General features: G+C 60.4%; 14 protein-coding genes. 5 read left to right on the top strand and 9 right to left on the bottom strand.

From position 1 onward, the window contains the following. Positions 1–125: 125 nt before the first annotated feature. The 6 genes from H281_RS0119985 to xylA form a co-directional block, all read right to left on the bottom strand. A complete protein-coding gene (locus H281_RS0119985; protein WP_020068933.1) occupies positions 126–584 on the bottom strand; it encodes a (2Fe-2S)-binding protein in 459 nt (152 codons plus the stop codon). 14 nt (positions 585–598) lie between these two features. Next, positions 599–2866, bottom strand: a complete 2268-nt coding sequence (locus H281_RS0119980) for a xanthine dehydrogenase family protein molybdopterin-binding subunit (RefSeq protein ID WP_020068932.1) — start codon at positions 2864–2866, stop codon at positions 599–601. Between the two features lie 244 nt (positions 2867–3110). Further along, positions 3111–4310, bottom strand: coding sequence for a sugar ABC transporter permease (locus H281_RS0119975; protein ID WP_020068931.1), 1200 nt, complete (start codon positions 4308–4310; stop codon positions 3111–3113). Next, positions 4307–5866 (bottom strand): D-xylose ABC transporter ATP-binding protein, encoded by a 1560-nt coding sequence (gene xylG / locus H281_RS0119970; RefSeq protein ID WP_020068930.1) that lies wholly within the window; start codon positions 5864–5866, stop codon positions 4307–4309. Before xylG ends, H281_RS0119975 begins: the two co-directional genes overlap by 4 nt. An 80-nt stretch (positions 5867–5946) precedes the next feature. Continuing rightward, complete coding sequence (gene xylF, locus H281_RS0119965; RefSeq protein ID WP_020068929.1) at positions 5947–6975, bottom strand: D-xylose ABC transporter substrate-binding protein; 1029 nt, start codon at positions 6973–6975, stop codon at positions 5947–5949. Between the two features lie 142 nt (positions 6976–7117). Beyond that, positions 7118–8440 carry a xylose isomerase gene (gene xylA, locus H281_RS0119960; protein ID WP_020068928.1) on the bottom strand — a complete coding sequence of 441 codons (1323 nt, stop codon included), beginning with the start codon at positions 8438–8440 and terminating at the stop codon, positions 7118–7120. 290 nt (positions 8441–8730) lie between these two features. On the opposite strand from xylA, the gene H281_RS0119950 reads away from it, so the two are divergent. From H281_RS0119950 to H281_RS0119935, 4 genes are all read left to right on the top strand, one after another. Further along, positions 8731–9954 (top strand): XylR family transcriptional regulator, encoded by a 1224-nt coding sequence (locus H281_RS0119950; protein WP_027804777.1) that lies wholly within the window; start codon positions 8731–8733, stop codon positions 9952–9954. Positions 9955–9988: 34 nt separating this feature from the next. Continuing rightward, entirely contained in the window at positions 9989–11071 is a 1083-nt protein-coding gene (locus tag H281_RS0119945) for an aldose epimerase family protein (RefSeq protein WP_020068926.1), read from the top strand. Between the two features lie 173 nt (positions 11072–11244). Next, positions 11245–11538: a DUF4148 domain-containing protein gene (locus H281_RS0119940; RefSeq protein ID WP_020068925.1), complete on the top strand. Its 294-nt coding sequence runs from the start codon at positions 11245–11247 to the stop codon at positions 11536–11538. A gap of 127 nt (positions 11539–11665) precedes the next feature. Next, positions 11666–12046, top strand: a complete 381-nt coding sequence (locus tag H281_RS0119935; protein WP_020068924.1) for a hypothetical protein — start codon at positions 11666–11668, stop codon at positions 12044–12046. Between the two features lie 44 nt (positions 12047–12090). Here H281_RS0119935 and H281_RS0119930 read toward each other — a convergent pair whose 3' ends face one another. The 3 genes from H281_RS0119930 to H281_RS0119920 all read right to left on the bottom strand — a co-directional run bounded on the left by H281_RS0119930 (position 12091) and on the right by H281_RS0119920 (position 14982). Further along, positions 12091–13812, bottom strand: coding sequence for a PQQ-binding-like beta-propeller repeat protein (locus H281_RS0119930; RefSeq protein ID WP_020068923.1), 1722 nt, complete (start codon positions 13810–13812; stop codon positions 12091–12093). 398 nt (positions 13813–14210) lie between these two features. Further along, entirely contained in the window at positions 14211–14444 is a 234-nt protein-coding gene (locus H281_RS0119925; protein WP_020068922.1) for a hypothetical protein, read from the bottom strand. Positions 14445–14586: 142 nt separating this feature from the next. Then, on the bottom strand, positions 14587–14982 hold the full coding sequence (locus H281_RS0119920; RefSeq protein ID WP_020068921.1) for a hypothetical protein: 396 nt from the start codon (positions 14980–14982) through the stop codon (positions 14587–14589). A gap of 435 nt (positions 14983–15417) precedes the next feature. On the opposite strand from H281_RS0119920, the gene H281_RS0119915 reads away from it, so the two are divergent. After that, the gene (locus H281_RS0119915) at positions 15418–16062 is read left to right on the top strand and encodes a helix-turn-helix domain-containing protein (RefSeq protein WP_020068920.1); all 645 of its coding nucleotides are present in this window, start codon (positions 15418–15420) and stop codon (positions 16060–16062) included.

Raw genomic sequence — 16062 nt, 5'->3', positions numbered from 1 at the left:
CAAGCTATGTCGTCGTTCATGAAAAGCGCAGCAGCACTGGGCGGATGCATTGGCATCTTCACGGCCGTCGTGGCCGTGGTCGAGTTGCTGGCAGGCTAACTCCGTCGCCCACGAAGCGCCGGCTATTACACAGGCCGGCGCTTCGCCGCTTCGTGAATCGCGGCGCGCACGCGGGGATACGTGCCACAGCGACATACGATGTTGCTCATTGCCGCGTCGATGTCGGCGTCAGTCGGGCGCGGCTTCTGTTTCAGCAGCGCGCAGGCGGCCATCAGCTGCGCGCTCTGGCAATAGCCGCACTGCACCACATCGAGATCGATCCAGGCGGCCCTCAACGCTTGCGCCTCGGCGCCTTGCATCCCTTCAATGGTCGTTATCTTCTGTGTATTCAGGGTCGACATGGGCGTCTGACACGACAGGCACGGCTTGTCGTTCAGGTGCACCGTGCACGCCCCGCAAATGCCGACGCCGCAGCCGAACTTGGTGCCGGTCATGCCGAGTTCGCAACGCAGCACCCACAATAGCGGCATATCGGGTTCCGCTTGCACCGCCACCGCGCGGCCGTTGATGTTCAGCGATCGCATGCGTGTCTCCCGCGTTACGTGAGCTTCAAGGGCAATGTGCGCAGCCGCTTGCCGGTCAGCGCGAACACCGCGTTTGCTACGGCGGGCGCGACCGGCGGCACACCCGGTTCGCCGACACCCTGCGGATGCAGGCGACTCGGCATGATGTCGGTTTCGATTACCGGGCAATCGTTGATCCGCACCACCGGAAAGTCGACGAAGTTCTTTTGTTCCACTTGCCCATTCACAATCGTGATCTCGTCCTGCAATGCGGCGGACAGACCGAATACGATTCCGCTCTCCATCTGCTGACGAATCAGATTGGGGTTCACAGGCAAGCCGCAATCGATCACACACACCACGCGATGCACGCGGATTCGCCCGCGCGGCCCGATCGACACTTCCGCGACTTGCGCCACCACACTGCCGAACGCCTCGTGAAGCGCGATGCCGCGCGCACGCGGCGCGCCATCGACGGCATGGGTCAACGGCTCGTGCCAGTCCGACAGCGCGGCCACGCGCTGCAGCACCGCCAGATGCCTCGGGTGCTGCGCCAGTAGCGCAGCGCGAAACGCCACGGGATCCTGGCCTGCGGCGGCAGCGAGTTCGTCGGTGAAGCTCTCGGTGAAGAAGGCTTGATGCGAATGTCCGACCGAGCGCCAGAAGCCGACAGGCACCGGCAATTCCACGATCTTGTGCGCCACTCGCACGACGGGCCATTCGTATGGCTGATCGAATGCGCCTTCAGAAGTGGTTTTATCGATCGGAATGCGCGGCACGCCGTAATAGCGCGAGAGCGCTTCGGGCACGATCGCCTGACTCGCGGATGCGCTGTGCCACGCAATCAGTTTGCCGTTGTTGTCGAGGCCGGCCCTCAACCGGGCAACGCATGCCGGCCTGTAGAAATCATGTGTGAAGTCTTGCGCGCGCGACCACAACGTTTGAACGGGATGGCCGTCCGCCTCGCGTGCAATCACCGCGGCCTGTGCAATGTAATCGAGTTCGAGACGCCGCCCGAACGCGCCGCCCAGCAACTGCGCATGCACGGAGACCTTGTCGTCGTCGATATGCAAAACCTTGGCTACGTGATGCCGCGCGAGCGCCGGCACTTGCGTCGACACCCATACGGTCGCCGCGCCGTCCGCGACCTGCACCGTGCAATTGAGCGGTTCGACTGCGCCGTGCGCGAGATACGGCGCGTGATATTCGGCGCTGACGGTGTGGGCCGCGCGGCTCAATGCGTCGTTAATGTCGCCGCGATGGTAGTACGCGTGGCCGTCGCCGTCGTCGAGTGCGAGCGCAAGGCGGTGCTCCACTTCCGCGCTCGACAGCGATGCCGCGGCGCCGTGCTTCCACGTTACGTTGATGGCGTCGACCGCGTTCATCGCGCGAAACGGGTTGTTTGCAATCACGGCAACGCCACCCGTGCCGCCGTTATACGGCGGGAAGGCGAGAGCCTTGATGCAGCCCGGCATTTTCGCCGCCGACGCGGCGTCGAAGCTCGCGACCGTGCCGCCGAGCGTGGGACACATGACGACGCTCGCGTAGAGCAGGCCGTCGGGCAACGCGTCAATGCCGAAACGCGCGGTGCCGTTCAGCTTCGAAGCGGCCTCGATACGAGGCAGCGGCTTGCCGATCAGCTTGAAACCGGCGGGGTCTTTCAACGTGACCTTGTGGGGCAAAGCTTGCTGAGCCGCCATCGAACACAACTCGCCAAAGCTCGCCTTACGACCCGACGGATGACTCACGTATCCGCCGTGCGCGACGCACTCGCCAGCCGGCACGTGCCATTGCGCCGCCGCAGCCGCGATCAGCATCGCGCGCGCCGAGGCGCCCGCTTCGCGCATCGGCGTCCACAGGTCGTTAATGCTCGATGATCCGCCCGTCATCATCGTGCCGGCCTCGCGCATCAGTTTGCGCGTGTACCAGACGATCGTGCGCTTCGTGATGCTGTCGTGATCGGGACGAAACGGCAGATCGTCAATGACGCTCTGCACGCTGTTGTAGATGTTGTCGATCGGCGCGTCTTCGACTCGCACGCGCGACCAGTCGGCGTCCAGTTCTTCCGCGAGGACCATCGCGAGGCCGGTATGGATGCCCTGGCCCATTTCCGCTTTGCACATCATGATCGTGACGGTATTGTCCGACGCGATCTTGACCCAGCCGTTGAGCGCCGCTTGCGTGCCCTCGACCGGCAGCGGCGCGGCGGTGGTGAGACGTTGCCGCGCGGGCAGCACAGACCAGCCGACCAGCAACGCGCCGAATGCACCCGCGCCGCCAACAAGGAAGGTTCTGCGCTTCATGACGATTGCCTATCCGCTTGCCGCCGGTAACAAGCTGTGAAGGCGCCACTTCGCGCCCTGCGTTCCCCGCAATAGTAGTAAGACGGGGAAGCGGGCGCGAACTTAAATTCGTCGGATGAAGCGATGGAGGCGCCGACTCGCGGCTTTCGTCAAGGCGAGGGGTTGGCCGGGAGTCGTGGGGCGCTTCATTAATTGTGGATGACGGGCGGTGACTTGAGGCGGGGCCGCCCCATAGCCAACCACCTCACCGCCTGTTCGAACCCGACACCACATCGATCCAGACGGCCAGCACGAGAATGCTGCCTTTCACGATCATCTGCCAATAGGCGTCGACGTCGAGCATCGACATGCCGTTGTCGAGGCTTGCCATCACGAGCGCGCCGATCAACGCGCCGTACACGGTGCCGGAGCCGCCACGCATCGACGTGCCGCCGATAAAGCACGCCGCAATCGCGTCGAGTTCGCCCATCGAGCCCGCCGATGGCGAACCTGCCGCGAGCCGCGCCGTGTTCACAATCCCCGCGAACGCGCACATCAGGCCCATCAACGCGAAAATGGCGAGCTTTACGCGATTCGTGTTGACGCCGGAAAGACGCGTCGCCTCGAGGTTCGATCCGACCGCGTAGATGCGTCGTCCGAACACGGTCTGCGTGGCAATCCACGTAAAAATGCCGAGTAGCGCAAGCAGCAACAGAACGGGCACCGGAATGCCGCCATAACGATCGAGCGTCGCAACGAAACCCGCCAGGATCACGCCTGCGCCGATCACCTTCGCGACGTCCTGCCAGACCGGCACCACGCTCAACTGGTAGCGCTCGCGATTGCGGCGCTGCCGCAGGGTCAGAAACGCGAGCAGTACGAACAACACAACGGCGAGCGTGTCGCCTGCAAGCGTCGGCAAATAGCCTTGCCCGACGAACACGAAACCGTCGGACACCGGCGCGATGGTCGAGCCGCCCGTCACGCCGAGGAGAATGCCGCGATAGGCGAGCATGCCGCCCAGGCCGACAATGAACGAAGGTACGCGCCGGTATGTGGACCACCATCCGTTGAAAACGCCGACGAGCACGCCGAGCAGCATCACCACCGGCAACGTGACGCCTATCGGCCAATGGCGGTTTACGTCGAGTATCGCAGCCACGCCGCCGAGCAAACCGAGCAACGAACCCACCGACAGATCGATCTCGCCCGCAATGATCACGAAGACCATGCCGCATGCGAGCATGCCGGTAATCGACATTTGCCGCAGCAGGTTCGACAGATTGCGCGGCGTCACGAAGGCGCCATGCGTTAGAACCGAAAAGAAAATCCAGATCGCGGCCACGGCGATCAGCAACGCGAGTATCTTGTAACGCGCGAACAGTTGCTGGATACGCTGTGAGCCGCCGAATGCGCCTCGCGGCACGGTATCGTCGGCGCGTTGTGAAGTAACGTCGGGCGTCATGCGGCACTCGCTGCGGTTGGGTTCGGGACTCGCTGCACGGGACGGATAGCGGCGCTGAGAATGTCTTCCTGCGTGAGGCCGTCGTTGACGAAATCGCCACGCAATTCGCCCTCGCCGATTACCAGCACACGATCGCTGATGCCGAGTACTTCCGGCAATTCGGACGACACCATCACGATCGACATGCCGCGCTGCGCGAGTTGAAAGATGAGTTTGTAGATTTCGAATTTAGCGCCGACATCGACCCCGCGCGTGGGTTCGTCGAGGATCAGTACTTTCGGGTCGGTCAGCAGCATTCGCGTGAGTACCGCCTTTTGCTGATTGCCGCCCGAGAGACTCGCGATCGACAACATCGGATGCGCGGCGCGCACGGAGAGCCGCTTCATTTCCGTGTGAATCGTGTCGAGTTCGGCGGCTGAATCGATGCGTCCTCCAGAAGAAAAGCGCTGCAGAACCGCGAGCGTAATGTTGTGGCCGACACTTAGACCAGGCACGATGCCATGCCGCTTCCGGTCTTCAGGCACCATGCCGATGCCCGCGCGAATCGCGTCAATCGGCGCGCGGATCTTTACGGTCTTGCCTTCCATCACAACCGTTGCCTCGCTCACGCCAGGATAAGCGCCGAAGATCGCCTGCATCAATTCCGTGCGACCAGCGCCGACCAGACCTGCCACGCCTAGAATCTCGCCGCGCCGCAATTCGAACGACACATCGCTTACGCGCTTGCGGCGCGGATTCGTTACGTCGAAACAGGTTACGTTGCGCGCTTCGAAAATGACGTCGCCTATCGGATGCGGCTCGCGGGGAAACAGGTTCTTGATCTCGCGGCCGACCATCAACGAAATGATGCGGTCCGTGGTGAGCGCGTGCATTGGTTCGGTGGCGACATGCCGTCCGTCGCGAATCACGCTGATCGTGTCGCAAACCGCGGCGACCTCGTCGAGCTTGTGCGAGATGTAGACGCAGGCCACGCCGCGCCGCTTCAGATCGCGCACGATGTCGAGCAAAATCGCAATCTCGGACGAGGTTAGCGAAGAGGACGGTTCATCGAGAATGAGCAGCTTCGCCTGCTTGTTCAGCGCCTTGGCAATCTCGATCAACTGCTGGTGGCCGCCGCCATAATTCATGACGGGTTGCGCCGCGTTGATTCCGCTAATGCCGAGTTCGCGCAGCAATTCGTCAGCGCGCTGGTACATCGCCGCGTAGTTCATGCGGCCGCCCGGCAGGGTGATTTCATTGCCGAGAAAGATGTTCTCCGCTACCGACAACTCGGGCACCAGCATCAACTCCTGGTGAATGATGATGATGCCGGCGCGTTCGGTGTCGCGTATGCTCGTTGCCTTGAGCGGCTTGCCTTCCCAGGTTATTTCGCCATCCCAGGTACCGTGCGGATACACGCCGGACAGTACTTTCATCAGCGTGGATTTGCCTGCGCCGTTCTCACCGCACAAGCCGACGCACTCGCCCGGCGAGACCGTCAGGTCGATGCCGTCGAGTGCTTTTACACCTGAAAACGCTTTGACGATGCCGCGCATCGTCAGTAACGGTTGCGTCATTCGCTATGCCTCGCTGCAGGGCGCGCGTTCATGCCGATACGCTGCTGCATGTATCGACGTGAACCGCGCGCACGTTACGCTCATTGGCTCGCGAGCTGGGCCTGGGTGTAGAAGCCGTCCTTGATGACTACATCCACGTTGCTCTTGGTGAGCAACGTAGGCTGCAGCAGCACCGTGTCGACCTTCTTCTTTCCGTTATCGTATTGCGCATTGAAGGCAGGCTTCTCACCCTTCGCCAGCGCGACCGAGAGCTTTGCCGCTTCGCCAGCAATCAGCTTCAGCGGTTTGTAGACGGTCATGGTCTGCGTGCCCGCAATCAGCCGCTTGACTGCTGCGAGGTCGGCGTCCTGACCCGAGACGGGCACTTTCCCGGCCATGTGCTGAGCGGCCAGTGCCTGGATCGCGCCGCCGGCGGTTCCGTCGTTCGACGCAACGATCGCGTCGATCTTGTTGTTGTTGGCGGTCAGTGCATCTTCCACGATGCGCAGCGCGGTGGACGCACTCCACTCCGGCACCCATTGCTGCCCGACCAGCTTGATATCGCCCTTGTCGATGGCGGGCTTCAGTACTTTGAGCTGTCCTTCGCGCAGCATCTTCGCGTTGTTGTCGGTCGGCGCGCCGCCAAGCAGGAAGTAGTTGCCCTTCGGCTGCGCTTTATAAACACCTTCCGCCTGCAGTTCTCCCACCTTCTCGTTGTCGAACGAGATGTAGGCGTCAACGTCGGCATCGAGAATCAGGCGGTCATATGAAACGACCTTGATGCCTGCCTTTCTGGCTTCGGCGACCACATTGCCTAGCGTCTTGGAATTGAACGGCACGATCACGATGACATCGACGCCGCGCGAGATCAGGTTTTCAATCTGCGAGATTTGCCGCGCCTCGCTGGCATCGGCAGATTGAACGGATACTTTCGCGCCGAGTTTTTCCGCAGCCGCGACGAAATAGTCACGGTCGCGTGACCAGCGTTCGACGCGCAGGTCGTCGATACAGAAGCCGATCTCCGGATGATCCTTGCTGGCATGCGCAAGCGGCGCCGCCAGTGACAGGCTGGCCAGCACCGCTCCACATACGAGCGAACCCAGTACAGTACGACGTGTTGCGAATTTCATTTCTGTCTCCTTCTTTTGATAGCCGGAATTCCGGATTGGACGGCCTGCGCTGCGAGCCGCAGGTCCGGACAAGCGACAACCCAAAGCTTTTTTATTCGCGCGGTATATGTCCGCGCGTTTTATTCACGTGCAACAGTGCTCGTCAGCGTCCGCTATAAATCGCCTGATTGACGATGTTTTCCATGCGCTCCTGCTGGCCGCTCGCATGACGCGGGTTCAGATCGCGCGACAGCGCTTCGGTGGCGAGCGCCGACAGCGAGAAGTCGCCCGACAGGATCTTGCGTCCAAGCTCGGCGTCCCAGCCTGCATAACGCTGGCGTTTGAACTGGTCGAGACGGTCGTTTTCGATCAGCACAGCCGCGCGTTCCACGGCGAGCGCGAGGTTGTCGATCGCGCCAATGTGACCGTAAAACAGATCTTCCGGATCGACACTTTGCCGACGTACTTTCGAGTCGAAGTTCATGCCGCCCGTGGTGAACCCGCCGTGCTTGAGGATTTCATAAAACGCGAGCGTCAGTTCTTCCACACTATTTGGGAATTGATCTGTGTCCCAGCCGTTTTGCGGGTCGCCGCGGTTCGCATCTACGCTGCCGAAGATATCGAGTGCAAAAGCCGTTGCGATCTCGTGATGAAACGAGTGGCCGGCAAGCGTTGCATGATTCGCCTCGATGTTCACGCGAATGTCTTTCGCAAGCCCGTACTGCAGCAGGAATCCGTGCACGGTCGCGACATCGTAATCGTATTGATGCTTGGTCGGCTCCTGCGGTTTTGGCTCGATCAGCAGTGAGCCTTTGAAGCCGATCTTATGCGCATGGTCCACGACCATATGCAGGAAGCGCGCGAGTTGATCGCGTTCGCGCACGAGATCGGTATTGAGCAAAGTGTCGTAGCCTTCGCGTCCGCCCCACAACACATAATTCTCGCCGCCCAGCCGTTGTGTGGCGTCGAGTGCATGACGTACCTGTGTCGCGGCAAACGCGAATACTTCTGGATCGGGGCTCGTGGCCGCGCCCGCAGCATAACGCGGATGCGAGAACAGGTTGGCCGTGCCCCACAGCAGCTTGATACCGGTGTCCTGCTGTTTGCGTGCGAGGTAATCCACTATGCGGGAAAAGTTCTCGCTGTACTCTTTCAGGTTGCTGCCTTCGGGCGCCACGTCGGTATCGTGAAACGTGTAATACGGCGTGCTCAGCTTCGAGAAAAATTCGAACGCGGCATCCGCTTTCAGATGCGCCATTTCCATTGCGTCGCCGGACTGCTGCCATGGGCGCTTGAATGTGCCCTGACCGAAAATATCGACACCCGGCCAGACGAACGTATGCCAGTAGCACACCGCAATGCGCAGATGTTCTTCGAGCGTCTTACCGAGTACCTTCCTGTTCTTGTCGTAGTGACGGTACGCAAGCGGGTTGTCCGACTGCGGGCCTTCATAACGGATCTCGGGAATGTGTTCGAAGTAGGACATCAGCGTCTCCAGTATTTGTTGCACTGCAACCCGTGCGGACGTGGCCGCGCCGGTCAATAAGGTGACGCCATGCTGCCGCTTGCCGCAAGCATCGGCAATTGCGAAATTGCGCAGCGTGCTTGATGTTTCTCACCGCCCGCCATTTTGTTTTGCACCGGTGCGTGATTCGCGGCCTAGAATAACCGGACGCTTAAAAACATCGAACCGGAGATAGACGCTGCAGCGCCTACTCTGTCGACATAGGAGACGAAGGCTTTGCGGGTTTCACTATCCGCATGCCGCGCACCGCCATGACCCGTCCGCAAACTCCACAGACGACCCATCGGATCGCACTGCTGTTCAACGCGAACAAGGTCTACGATCGCGAGATCATTACCGGCATTGGTAACTATCTGCTGTCCACACGCGTGGCATGGGACCTGTTTCTGGAAGAAGATTTTCGTTGCCGCTTGACGGGTATCGAGCGGTTTGACGGCGACGGAATCATTGCGGATTTCGACGATCCTGCCGTGAGTGAAGCATTGCGCGACTGCCCATTGCCGGTCGTCGCGGTGGGCTCGTCGTTTGAAGACCCGTCACAATATCCCCCGGATTTACCCTATATCGCGACCGATAACAGCAAGCTCGTTTCGCTGGCTTATACGCATTTAATTGGCGCCGGCCTCGAACACTTTGCGCTGTACAGCTTGCCGCAAGCGCAAGAGAACCGCTGGGCGCAGCAGCGCGAACTTGCGTTCGCTCATCTGCGCAGCACGGACGGGCACAGCGCCGAGCAGATTCAGAGCGAGATTTATCGCGGACTGTCGACCAGCGCGCCTTCATGGAACCAGGCGACCGAACAACTGACTGCGTGGCTGCGCGAGTTGCCTAAGCCCGTCGGCATTATCGCCGTGACCGATGCGCGCGCGCGCCATTTACTGCAAGCGTGCTTGATTGCGGGCATCCCGGTACCGGAAGAAGTCGCGATTATCGGCATCGACAACGACCCGCTAACGCGGACGCTCACGCGCATTCCGCTTTCCTCCGTGATACAGGGCACCGAAGAAATGGGGCGCACCGCTGCCCACCTTTTGCATCAGATGCTGCGCGGTGCGCGCTTTCCTGGGCGGCGCATTCTCGTGCCGCCCGTCGGGATCAACGTGCTTGAGTCGACACGACATGAACCGCTCGCGAGTCCATATGTAATGCGCGCGCGGCACTTCATCCGTCAGTACGCGTGCCAGGGCATTCGCACCGAACAGGTGGCCGATTACGTGGGCGTGTCGCGCTCGTCGCTGGAAGAGTACTTTCGACGCGAACGCAAATGCACCGTGCATCAGGAAATCTTGCGCCATAAACTGGATGTCGCGAAGGCGCTGCTTGCGAAGCGCGATGCATCGAGTGCGGAAGTGGCGATACGTTGCGGCTTCACGTCGCTGCAATACATGTATGCGGTTTTCCGGCGCGAACTCGGTTGCACGCCGCGCGAGTACCAGGATCGCGTGAACTCGACTCAGGCTTCCACGCCAGGCTGAGCATGCCTTTACTTCTCAAATTTTTATCGACGACATGATCAGCATCGCACAACTTTCATCCGAGCCGTGGGGCGCGCTCAATGGCGGCGATCCGGTACGGCTCTTCACGCTGCGCAACGCGCACGGCATGAAGGTCGCCATCAGCGACCTGGGCGCGACGCTCGTTTCGTGGCATGCGCCGGATCGCACCGGACGTCTCGGCGATATTCTGCTCGGGCATGACACGCCGGCCGATTACGTCGCGGCCACGACCTATATGGGCGGGCTGATCGGCCGGTGGGCGAACCGCATTGCCGACGCCCGTTTTACGCTCGATGGCATCGAGTACACGCTCGACCGCAACGAGGGCGCGAACCTGCTGCATGGAGGAAGCGTGGGTTTCCACCGTGCGATGTGGGATGTCAGCGAGGACAACGGATCGCTGCTCATGCGGCTCGAGTCGCCGGAAGGCGACGCGGGCTTTCCAGGCAACGTCACTACGCAAGTGCGCTATACGCTCGACGATGACGGCACGTTGACCATCGAATACGAAGCCGTTACCGACGCCGCCACGCCGCTGAATCTGACGAGCCATGCGTACTTCAATCTGACTGGCCGCGCAGGCGCGGATATTCGCGGACACATGCTGTCGATCGACGCCGATCAATTCTTCGAAGTCGATGCAGCAATGATTCCATGCAGGCTTGCGGATGTAGCGGGCAATGCATTCGACTTCCGGCAGAGCGCGCCGATTGGCGCCCGCCTCGACTGGCCGCACGGACAACTCGTGCAAGCGGGCGGCTTCGATCATTGCTACGTACTGCGCGAGGCGGCTGCTGGCGCCAATCAAGCCAGCCATCTGCGCGAAGTCGCGTGTCTTTACGATCCGGGGAGCGGACGGGAATTGACCGTGTCAACCGACCAGCGTGGCTTGCAGTTTTACAGCGGCAACTGGTTGAAAGGAGACGCGGGACGCGGCGGCGTGATTTATCAGGCACATGCAGGGCTTTGCCTCGAAGCAGGCGGCTTTCCGAACCAGGTGAACATGCCGGCGGAGCAGAGCGATGTAATCGTTCGAGCAGGAGACACCTACCGGCAAGTCACCGCGTACAAGGTCGACGTGCGCCACGGCGTTTGACGAAGTGCCTTCATTGTTTACGCCGTCCATTAAAGCACGCCGACTTGTCATTTGCTGCAAGAGTGAATTACAGCATTGGGGGTTTTCCCTGGAATAAGGGCTTCCTAAAATCCGCGAATGGTGCCGACGATCCGCTGCGGCATCGGGGTACATCATTCCCGGAGGGAAGCATCATGAAATCGCTTATCAAAACAGTCGCGCTGGTTGTTGTTCTGGCCGCGCCAGTTGTCTCGTTTGCACAGTCGGAGCAGCCGCTCACGCGCGCGGAAGTGAAGGCTCAGCTGAAGCAGATCGAGCAGGCGGGATACAACCCGGCCGTTGCTGTGGATGCGACTTATCCCGCGGACATTCAAGCAGCCGAAGCTCGCATTGCTGCGCAAAATGCGATGGCTCAGAGCGATACCACCGGCTACGGTTCTACGGCGACGGGTTCGTCGCAAGCAGGGGCCGCCGCGCCGGCCAAGTGAGCGTTGCACTTTTGCGCTATGGCCGGTTGCAGGCCTGAGTTGCTATCGCGCAAGGCGCTTTGAGACTGTACGTTTCATCTCTGCAGTCTCTTCGCCTTAAGATGATCGCTCGCAAACAGGAGCGGTCATGGGTTCATCCGTTAAGAATTCTTTGCTGTGGATCTTCGAGCCTTTCGAAGACGATCCCGGCTTTCTGAGGAAGCGCTTATTCGGCTTCGAAGCGGCTTATGTAGATGGCTTGCTCTGTCTTGCGGTCGGCGACGGCGAGGAACCCTGGAATGGACTGCTGGTGTGCACGTCGCGTGATCGGCATGCAGATCTCACTGCCGAGTTTGTGCAGCTCGCGCCGCATCCCGTACTCGGCAAATGGCTTTATTTGTCGCAGCGGGAGGAGGAATTCGAGCAGGTCGCTCGCGCTGTTGTCGAGGCGGTTAAGCGGCGAGATGTGCGCGTGGGAGTCGAGCCCGGAGTCAGAAAAAAACGGGCAAAGAGGGTGATCGGCAGCTGAAGCTCGCCGCGCTTGGCCGGGCGCCGCGAGCTTCAGCTTCTTTACTATTTCAACAAACCGAATACCGCCACGCCGTTGGTCGTGCCCACGTACACGTGCCCGTGCGCGATCATTGGCGTAATGAACTTGTTTCCCGCGCCGAATGTGTCTCGCGTCCCGGACTGGTTACTGTTGTAGAGTTCCTGGCTCAGATCGCCGGCGTTAAAGGCATGCAGGGCGCCAACGGCGCCGTTCTCGGCGGCCCAGACAATCCCATTCGACGCTCCATTCGCCGAAACGCTGGGCGTGGCGCCTGGGTAAGGGAAAGTGCCGGGACTGCGCGATGCGGGGCTCGTTGCCAGGAGTGCAGCGGTCACCGGAAACGCCTTGAGATTGTCGCCCACGGAGCCGAAATACACGACATGGTTGTAATAGGCGGGCATGCCGAAAACGCCTCCTGGCAGTTGCCCGTCGATCTCCTGCCAGATCTGGTTGGCGCTCGTGTTGAACTTGCCCATCGAATCGCGATTGACCACGTAGATCTTCGAATCCTTGCCCGCTCCCAAGGCGAGATGCCGGGTCGTGCCGCTTGCGTCTGCCTGGTCCGGCAGTACCAATGCACCGCCCGATCCGAGATCCGCGTCCCTCGCTGATTGCACGACGGTGTCGAAAGTCGCGAAATAGTCGGCCACACCGAGCCTCGGCGAAGTCGACAGCTTAAGGAAGGCGTTCCCATAGTCGCCTGCAATGGGGAAGCCCTGCGCATTCAGCGTTGCGTCGAAAGTGCCGTTCGCGTCGAGGAGGTACAGGAATGCGCCGTCGGATGCCATACCCGCACCGCTCATCCAGACCGAGCCCTCACTTCCGTTTGGAGTGAGGTTCAGCGCGCTTGTCTGCGAAAGCGTATCCGCGCTGTAGGCCATCACCCAACCGCCGTAAGTGCCCTGGTCGCAGTGCGACGTCCATGCAAGATAGACATTGCCGTTGACGAGGGTTAGCGCCTGGCGCTCCGCGTATTGCTGAGGATCGAAAGCGGTGACACCGTTGCTGCTGTTCGCGCCGGTTCCAGGGTAGGTGGCCGTGATCTCGGTGGGACCACCGAGGGCCTCCGATCCTGTCACGAGATCTATTGCGTGCAGGCGTTGATGAATGCCTCCGCTCGCATCTTTACTCATTGCGACCGCGTACAGGACGCCCGCTGTGCCGCGCGTACGGTCGATCACCGGTGTCGACGTGATGCCGATTTCCGGTGTGATCTGACCGCAGTGACGATCGTCGCTCGTCGTCTCGCCGGAGCCAAGCAGGGAGCGCTGCCACAGTTGTGTGTTGGTGTCGGCGTCGAATGCGTAGACGCTGGCGTGCTCGGTCACGACGTAGACGACGTTGTGCGCCGTGCCGCCAATGGGGAGATTGCTGACGTAGAGCGGTTGAGCGTCGACCTTGCCGTCTGCCGCGAGGAACGCAACCTTGCCAAATCCGGTCGGGTTAACGTTGGCGGGCGTCAGCGTCGTCTCCGCAAGGTACTGTCCGGTACGGGCGAGGTCGTTGTGATACGTCAGAACGTCGCTCGCAGAAGACGTTGCACCAGAGCCCGAACCACCCGATCCACCCGAGCCGGTCCCGCCGGTGCCCGTTCCGCCGGACCCACTTCCGCCGCTCGTACTGCTCGTGCTGGAGTCGCCGCCCGAGCCGCCGCTACAGGCAATACAGAAGATGGCAAGCAGGCCGGTCGACACTACCCGGCGCCACGACAGCGCACATTTGTGCAGATACATGTTGCGGTTCATAGACGTCTCCCAGGCGATCGGGAAGACTGCCAGTCCCAATGACCGTCGACTTTCTAGTGCGGATCTACCCTTCGTTGCTTCGCAAAGAGCGAAGCGTTGCGTCGGGCCACTTGTCAGCGTGCCAACTCGTGTTGGCCAGAATCGTTCGGGGTCGTCGTCGGGAATTGAATCGTGTCCGTGCTTCTGTCATCGTTGACCCCCGTTCGAGATTTCCAGCACCCATCACGTCCGCACACCGCCGTCACGAACCACGCGTTGTACCGCGGCAGTTGCTACAGCTCGACGTCTAACCGTACGGCCGGGCGCTGTCGCCTATCCGGGAGTTGCCCTGCTGCGCGGCAACGCCGCCGACCGTGTTGCTATGCATATCGCCGTCAACGCTCTGCGTGTGCTTTGGCTTATGCCTTGTCCTGCCCGTTGTCCCGCCCCTCGGTTGCTTCGTGGGCGCGATTGCCTCGCGGATTGGTATCTGGCGCAGGGTGCACCTCGCCTTCGCCTCTCTGTCCGTTCTCCGGCGCGCCACCAGTGACTGGTGCGCCGCGCTGATTACCGAACGAGCCGCCTCCTGAAGCTCCGGTAGCCTTCGAAGCGTTGCCCTGGTCGTCCATTGCGTCTGAATCGTTGTTCGCCATTTTCGCGCTCCATGCATCTGGGTCTGCACTGTAAGAGCAAGCAGCGCGCCTGGCTACGGCTGGTCCTCTGCCGCTTCGGGCAGTTAGGAGCGCTTCGAGCAGATGGATTGTCGCGAGGAACCATGCAATTTACAGGACTGCATCACCACGGCGCCCTTTTCTCGCTTTTTCCAAAACGCACAACGCATGATTCCGCCTCGGCGACAGCGAACACAGGCGCACAAAGCAATTGCCGTTCATGTAGATCGAGAATCTGGATAATAGGCGGACAATCCGCGCTTTCGATAACCCAAACACCCTGACTTGCGCACGAAGCTGCGACATCGAGAATACGTTCAGCATCGAGATAAACCTCGCGCTCCACCGCACCAAAACCTGCCTCCTGAAGGTACCAGGCGAGATAAAGCGCCTTGACGATTTTGGCAAGCAAATCCCCATTACCGTTTCCGGCTTTGAAAGCGGCCAACGCCAGATGCCAGCAGAGCGACTGTTCACGCACGTACGCGGCCGTGTGCGGTAATAACTGCGCTTTTCCCAAGGGCCTCCTGCGTGCCTTATTCCCCGATTGGCGTTTCTTCCGATTCTGCGACATGAGGGTTTATCTTCTTGATGCTATTTTTAGTTTGAACATCGTAATACATTGCCGCAATAAATCAATCCACTCACGCGTTTTTCAACCTGAGTTAATGCACTTGACGACGGGCATATCAAATTGCGTTGAGTCGGTTTTATGTCATCGAAAGGTTTTAAACAGCCTTTTGGCAACAACATCGGCGGAAATGCCGCAGCGCGGAGCCTATTAAACGCTAAGTGCACGCATACTCCCTGTTTCCAATCAGAAAGTCCAACCATCATCTGCAATTGCGCCGACAGCCAAATCGGCAGCGGAGGCGCTAACTTCACGATCCGCGCTAAATGTTATTATCGGAAACAGCAAACTACCGCTCAGATAGCAACCAAAGCAGCAGACCTCATGGACACCCAGATCACCAAGCCCGCTGAACCCTCAACGACCGATCTCGGCCGTCGCGTCCGCGCTGCCCGCCAGTCCCAGGATTTGACGCTCGAAACGGCGAGCCGCCTTTGCGGCGTTTCTCGCTCGACTTTATCCAAAGTGGAAAACGGCCTCATGTCCCCCACTTTCGACGTCCTGCAAAAGATCGTCCTCGGGTTGAAGATCGAAATCGGCGAGTTGTTCGGCTCGATGCCCAAAGTGAGCGCAAGCGGACGTCGCGCGCTAACGCGCAAAGGCGAAGGGCAACGTCACGCGTATCGCGGCTATCAGATGGAGTTGCTTGCGACCGACCTCGCGCACAAAGCAATGCTGCCGTTCCGAATCCGCATCTCGGCGCACACGCTGGACGCGTTCGACGACTGGGGCCGTCATGAAGGCGAAGAGTTTTTGTACGTGATCAGCGGCAGCGTGTGCCTTCACTCGGAGTTGTACGCCCCGACACATCTGAACGCCGGCGACAGCCTGTACTTCGACAGCCGCACCGGCCACGCCGCGGTTTCGACAAGTGAAGAGGACGCCGAAGTATTATGGATGGCGACCAGCGCCGACATTCCGCAAGCACCGGCCGTCAACGAATCGCCGAAAAAGCAGCGCGAAATCTGA

It is taken from the genome of Paraburkholderia caledonica, assembly GCF_000383275.1.
Classification (GTDB): Bacteria; Pseudomonadota; Gammaproteobacteria; order Burkholderiales; family Burkholderiaceae; genus Paraburkholderia; species Paraburkholderia caledonica.
The sequence above is the reverse complement of the archived record's forward strand: the minus strand, read 5'-3'. Positions and strand labels throughout refer to the sequence as shown.